Raw genomic sequence first — 6,221 nt, 5'->3', positions numbered from 1 at the left:
CCACAGTTTGTGGATAAAGAGTGAAAGCAAGATTCGTAATCAAGAGTTAAAACACAAATATAATACCAAATTAAACGAGAGCTTGCAATGGTTGTCATAATCTTATCCACAAAGCAGACAACCTGTTGAAAAAAATTTGTCCACAGGAGTTAGCAGTGTGAAAATGTTGTCGATAACCTTTGTGGATATTAAAAAAAGGGAAAAAAGATATCCACATCACGAATTTTCAGCTCAGAATGTCATTTGTATCTGACTTTTTTTCGTTAAATTCAGGAATCTGAAAAAATAAGGTTTCGAAAGTCGAGAAGGTATGGTATCCTATTATGGTTGCAAGAAACAAAAGCACTAGTGAAGTTGACAATGAATAGGTAACGCAAATATAATAAGTAAGACTGTCTTTAACAGCTATTCCTCGAGGGAGGTGTCATAAATGAAAAGAACATTCCAACCGAATAACCGTAAACGCAGTAAAGTTCATGGCTTCAGAAGCCGTATGAGTTCAAAAAACGGTCGTCTAGTTTTAGCGCGCCGTCGCCGCAAAGGCAGAAAAGTATTATCAGCTTAGGCCACTGAATAATGTCAGTGGTCTTTTTTCACTTTAAGGGAAAAGATATATGTGATGTGTATGAGCGGGGGATATCCCTCTCTCTGCACATCTCATTTTCAAATAAAATTAAAAGTTTCTGCCAGCCAGTATCGGAGTGAGTCAATTTGAAGAAGCGAAATCGTTTAAAGAAAAATGAAGATTTTCAAAAAGTGTTTAAGCATGGCACATCAGTAGCGAATCGCCAGTTTGTCTTATATACGCTTGATCAGCCTGAAAACGATGAGCTGCGCGTTGGTCTTTCCGTCAGCAAAAAAATTGGCAATGCAGTAATGCGAAACCGGATAAAACGTTTAATCCGGCAAGCTTTTCTAGAAGAGAGAGACAGGCTGAAGGAAAAGGATTATATTATTATTGCCAGAAAACCAGCAAGTCAGCTGACATTTGAGGAAACGAAAAAAAGTCTGCAGCATTTATTCAGGAAGGCCTCATTATATAAGAAAACTTCGTCAAAAAAGTAGGTGCCACTGCTTTCTTACAACTTTTAAAAGCGCTTCCTTTCTGGTTGAACAGAAAAAGACACCATTTAAAACTGAAAGATGCTAAAATACATACAAGTATGTTTTGTAATAAGAGAGTGTAAAGAATGATTATAGGAGGAAATGTTGTTGAAAAGGAGAATATGGTTGCTATTAAGTATGGTCGGCGTATTCATGCTTTTGGCTGGATGCTCGAGTGTCAAAGAGCCGATCACTGCAGATAGTCCGCATTTTTGGGACAAGTACGTAGTATTTCCATTGTCTGAGCTCATTACGTATGTTGCGAAATTGACGGGAGACAACTATGGACTTTCAATTATTATTGTTACAATTTTAATCCGTTTATTAATTTTGCCGCTGATGATCAAGCAGCTGAGAAGCTCGAAAGCGATGCAGGCTTTACAGCCGGAAATGCAAAAGCTTAAAGAAAAATACAGCTCAAAGGATCAAAAAACGCAGCAGAAACTTCAGCAGGAAACAATGGCTTTATTTCAAAAGCATGGCGTCAACCCATTGGCAGGATGTTTCCCGATTTTAATTCAAATGCCGATTTTAATCGGATTCTATCATGCGATCATGAGAACACAGGCGATTTCAGAGCACAGTTTCTTATGGTTTGACTTAGGGGAAAAAGATCCTTTCTATATTCTTCCGATTGTTGCCGGGGTTGCTACTTTCGTACAGCAAAAATTAATGATGGCGGGCAACGCGCAGCAAAATCCGCAAATGGCAATGATGCTTTGGATTATGCCGATTATGATCATTGTGTTTGCGATCAACTTCCCAGCGGCGCTTTCTCTTTATTGGGTAGTCGGTAACTTGTTTATGATTGCGCAAACTTTCCTCATTAAAGGGCCTGATATTAAAAAAGATCCTCAGCCGCAAAAAGCCGGAGGAAAGAAAAAGTGAGGAATGTGACTGCTGCAGGGCGAGATGTCGATGAAGCAGTACAGTCCGGATTACGTGAGCTGCAATTAACGAGAGATGAAGTTGACATTACCGTTATTGAGGAAGGAAACAAAGGCTTCCTCGGTATATTCGGCAAAAAGCCGGCAATCGTAAAGCTGGCTGAAAAATTTGATCCGATTCAGGAAACAAGGATTTATCTTAAAAGAATTGCCGAATCCATTGCCGGAAAGTCTGATGTGACTGTAAAAGAAAGCAAAAAGGCAGTATGTTTCCATATAACGGGTGAAAAAGCGGCATTGTTGATTGGGAAAAGAGGACAAACCTTAAATGCCCTTCAAACTTTGACCCAGCTTGTCCTTAATCGTTATTCAGATCAGTATAAAAATGTGACGGTAGATGCAGAAAACTACCGTTCGAAAAGGAAAGATACGCTGAGTCAGCTGGCTGTGAGACTGGCAGACCAGGTTTTGAAAACAAAAAAAGATGTTCATTTAGAACCGATGCCGTCCAGTGAAAGAAAAATCATTCATGATGCTCTTTCCAAATATGCAAATCAGCAGATCAATACGTATTCAATGGGTGAAGGCGATAATCGCCACCTCGTTATTTCCCAGAAAAGATAACATAAAACCGAAGTCCGGTAAAAATCGGAGCTTCGGTTTTTTTGTATAGAAAAATCTATTTTCCCTTGTAATATCAAGCTTTTTCCGTTTAAGTTTTTCCTTTTTAGGTGTATCCTGTTGATAAAAAGGAAGTTCAGGAAATAAAATTAATTGTTATTCACATGTGGATAAGTTAAAGTAATAAGGGATGAATTTCTAAGTCTGTGGATAACACATCTTCCACTTCGAACCAAACTATGTTATCTTTTAGTTTTGGCATAATAAAATATTTTTTATATAGATGAATGAGAGTATAGAAAAGAGAGGTGAACAACATGGATACAATTGCGGCCATTTCTACACCGATGGGTGAGGGTGCGATTGCTATTGTACGGCTGAGCGGACCGGAAGCAATCCAGATTGCCGACAGGATTTATAAAGGGCCGAAAGGGAAAACGATCAGCTCGGTCGAATCACACACGATTCATTACGGCCATATCGTAGACAAACGTACCGATCGGGTTGTGGAGGAAGTAATGGTATCGGTGTTAAAAGCACCGAGAACTTTTACACGTGAAGATGTCATAGAAATAAACTGCCACGGGGGAATTGTGACAGTAAACCAAGTGCTCCAGCTCGCCTTAAGAGAGGGAGCGAGACTGGCGGAGCCTGGTGAATTTACGAAACGCGCATTTTTAAATGGCCGAATCGACCTTTCACAGGCGGAAGCGGTAATGGACTTAATCAGAGCGAAAACGGATCGGGCAATGAACGTCGCTTTGAATCAAATGGAAGGGCGTCTCTCTGCTTTGGTGCGCCGTTTGCGCGATGATATTTTAGAAACGCTGGCCCATGTTGAGGTAAATATAGATTATCCGGAGTATGATGATGTAGAAGAAATGACACATCAGCTTTTAGTTGAAAAGGCAAGCTCCGTTAAAAAAGAAATTGAGGCGCTGCTTAGAACGTCTGAGCAAGGCAAAATTTTACGGGAAGGTCTTTCCACTGTCATTATCGGCCGTCCGAATGTCGGGAAGTCTTCTCTTCTGAACAGCCTGGTTCACGAGGCAAAAGCCATTGTTACCGATATTCCGGGTACGACACGGGATGTGATTGAGGAATACGTGAATGTGAGAGGTGTTCCGCTTCGTCTTGTTGATACTGCAGGTATTCGTGAAACAGAGGATATTGTTGAACGAATAGGTGTTGAACGCTCTCGTCAGGTTTTGAAGGAAGCAGACCTGATTTTACTTGTGCTCAATTATAGTGAAGAGCTTTCTGAAGAAGACGTGAAGCTTTTTGAAGCCGTTAAGGGAATGGACGTCATCGTTATTATGAATAAGACTGACCTCGAGGCGAAAATTGACATAGAACGTGTACGTGAGCTGGCCAATGGACGTCCTGTTGTAACGACATCTCTTCTAAAAGAAGAAGGCGTTAATGATTTGGAGGAAGCGATTCAATCGCTGTTCTTTACAGGTGCTATTGAAAGCGGAGATTTAACGTATGTCAGCAACACACGTCATATATCAATTTTACAGGAAGCAAAACGCGCCATTGAAGACGCGCTTAGCGGCATCGAACAGGATGTCCCGATCGACATGGTGCAGATTGATCTAACAAGATGCTGGGAGCTTCTGGGCGAAATCATTGGAGACGCTGTCCACGAAAGCTTAATTGATCAGCTCTTTTCACAGTTCTGTTTAGGAAAATAATAAAAGGAGGAATTAGAATCATGGGGTATGAAGCAGGCCAATACGATGTGATTGTGATTGGCGCCGGGCATGCCGGTGTTGAGGCTGCCCTCGCATCAGCACGCCAAGGCGCCAAAACGCTTGTCTTGACCATCAACTTAGATATGGTTGCGTTTATGCCATGTAATCCGTCTGTCGGCGGCCCTGCAAAAGGGATTGTCGTCCGCGAAATTGACGCGCTTGGCGGAGAAATGGGCAGAAACATCGATAAAACGCATATTCAAATGAGAATGCTGAATACTGGAAAAGGTCCTGCGGTCCGTGCATTGCGTGCCCAAGCAGACAAATTCCAATATCAGCACGAAATGAAAAATACGCTTGAAAAAGAACCAAACTTAACGCTGCTGCAAGGAATTGTGGAGCGGCTGATCGTAGAAGACGGCGAGTGCCGCGGTGTCATTACACAAACCGGTGCGCATTACCGCGCGAAAGCTGTTGTCATGACGACTGGAACATATTTGAGAGGGCGTATCATTCTCGGTGATCTTTCTTACTCAAGCGGTCCGAACAACCAGCAGCCTTCTATTAAGCTTTCTGAGCATTTGGAAGAACTGGGCTTCGACCTGGTTCGTTTTAAAACAGGTACGCCGCCTCGCGTCAAAAGCGACACGATTGATTACAGCAAAACGGAAATTCAGCCTGGTGACGAAGTGCCTCGCGCTTTCTCATATGAAACGGTTGAATATATCACAGATCAGCTTCCTTGCTGGCTGACATATACGAGCCCTGAGACACATGAAATTATCGACAGCAACCTGCACCGTTCACCGATGTATTCCGGTATGATCAAAGGTACAGGTCCGAGATACTGCCCATCAATTGAAGATAAAGTTGTTCGTTTTAATGATAAACCGCGTCATCAAATTTTCCTTGAGCCAGAAGGCAGAAATACGCAGGAAGTTTATGTTCAAGGTTTGTCTACTAGTCTTCCAGAGGACGTGCAGCAAAGAATGCTTGCAACGATTCCGGGTCTGGAAAACGTTCAAATGATGAGAGCCGGCTATGCGATTGAGTACGACGCGATTGTACCGACTCAGCTATGGCCGACGCTTGAAACGAAAAAAATTACAAATCTCTACACTGCCGGCCAAATTAATGGAACATCCGGTTATGAAGAAGCCGCGGGACAAGGCATTATGGCGGGAATCAATGCAGGGCGAAAAGCGCTTGGAAAAGAAGAAGTGATTCTAAGCCGTTCTGACGCCTACATTGGTGTTCTCATTGATGACCTTGTGACAAAAGGAACAAATGAGCCATACCGTCTTTTGACATCTCGTGCTGAATACAGATTGCTTCTTCGCCATGACAATGCAGATCTGCGTCTGACAGAAATCGGCCACCGTATCGGATTAATTTCTGATGAGCGATTTGCGGCTTTTGAAAAGAAAAAAGCGGCCATCGAAGCGGAGAAAAAACGTCTGCATTCTGTGATTATCAAGCCGTCTCCAGAAAATCAAGAATATATCCGTTCTCTTGGCGGAAGCGAATTGAAAGATGGAGTACGCGGCACAGACTTGATGAAACGTCCTGAAATGAACTATGAAACTGTGACTAAACTTGCACCGCCAGAAGTATCGGTTCCGCAAGAAGTGGCAGAACAAGTAGAAATTCAAGTGAAATATGAAGGGTATATTGAAAAATCCCTTCAGCAGGTGGAAAAACTGAAGAAGATGGAAAACAAAAAAATCCCTGATCGAATTGATTATGATGCAATTAAAGGGATTGCAACTGAGGCTCGTCAAAAGCTGAAAAACGTACGGCCTTTGTCTGTTGCCCAAGCTTCCCGTATTTCCGGTGTGAACCCGGCAGACATTTCAATTCTATTGGTATATTTAGAGCAGGGCCGCATTGCGAAGATAGCCGAGTAGAAAGG

The 6,221-nt window shown here is 42.4% G+C and carries 6 protein-coding genes; all 6 read left to right on the top strand.

Annotation, left to right across the window (positions count from 1 at the left end; genetic code table 11):
- Nucleotides 1-430: 430 nt before the first annotated feature.
- The 6 genes from rpmH to mnmG all read left to right on the top strand — a co-directional run bounded on the left by rpmH (nt 431) and on the right by mnmG (nt 6,216).
- Complete coding sequence (gene rpmH / locus HC660_RS20910) at nt 431-565, top strand: 50S ribosomal protein L34 (RefSeq protein ID WP_003178075.1); 135 nt, start codon at nt 431-433, stop codon at nt 563-565.
- 146 nt (nt 566-711) lie between these two features.
- Nucleotides 712-1,065: a ribonuclease P protein component gene (gene rnpA, locus HC660_RS20905; protein ID WP_010332672.1), complete on the top strand. Its 354-nt coding sequence runs from the start codon at nt 712-714 to the stop codon at nt 1,063-1,065.
- Nucleotides 1,066-1,206: 141 nt separating this feature from the next.
- A complete protein-coding gene (gene spoIIIJ / locus HC660_RS20900; protein WP_081638392.1) occupies nt 1,207-1,992 on the top strand; it encodes a YidC family membrane integrase SpoIIIJ in 786 nt (261 codons plus the stop codon).
- Nucleotides 1,989-2,615, top strand: a complete 627-nt coding sequence (gene jag, locus HC660_RS20895) for an RNA-binding cell elongation regulator Jag/EloR (protein ID WP_010332670.1) — start codon at nt 1,989-1,991, stop codon at nt 2,613-2,615. The genes spoIIIJ and jag overlap by 4 nt, the downstream gene beginning before the upstream one ends.
- Before the next feature lie 314 nt (nt 2,616-2,929).
- Nucleotides 2,930-4,309: a tRNA uridine-5-carboxymethylaminomethyl(34) synthesis GTPase MnmE gene (mnmE, locus tag HC660_RS20890; RefSeq protein WP_026014643.1), complete on the top strand. Its 1,380-nt coding sequence runs from the start codon at nt 2,930-2,932 to the stop codon at nt 4,307-4,309.
- 20 nt (nt 4,310-4,329) lie between these two features.
- Nucleotides 4,330-6,216, top strand: coding sequence for a tRNA uridine-5-carboxymethylaminomethyl(34) synthesis enzyme MnmG (mnmG, locus tag HC660_RS20885; protein WP_168749329.1), 1,887 nt, complete (start codon nt 4,330-4,332; stop codon nt 6,214-6,216).
- Nucleotides 6,217-6,221: the final 5 nt, after the last annotated feature.

It is taken from the genome of Bacillus mojavensis (genome assembly GCF_012648005.1).
Taxonomy (GTDB): domain Bacteria; phylum Bacillota; class Bacilli; order Bacillales; family Bacillaceae; genus Bacillus; species Bacillus mojavensis.
Note: the sequence above shows the minus strand (reverse complement) of the source record. Positions and strands in the feature narration are given on the sequence as shown.

Bases quoted from the DNA above. Each gene is read 5' to 3' on its own strand.
- rpmH (WP_003178075.1), top strand. From the start codon at position 431: ATGAAAAGAACATTCCAACCGAATAACCGTAAACGCAGTAAAGTTCAT.
- spoIIIJ (WP_081638392.1), top strand. From the start codon at position 1,207: ATGTTGTTGAAAAGGAGAATATGGTTGCTATTAAGTATGGTCGGCGTA.
- mnmE (WP_026014643.1), top strand. From the start codon at position 2,930: ATGGATACAATTGCGGCCATTTCTACACCGATGGGTGAGGGTGCGATT.
- mnmG (WP_168749329.1), top strand. From the start codon at position 4,330: ATGGGGTATGAAGCAGGCCAATACGATGTGATTGTGATTGGCGCCGGG.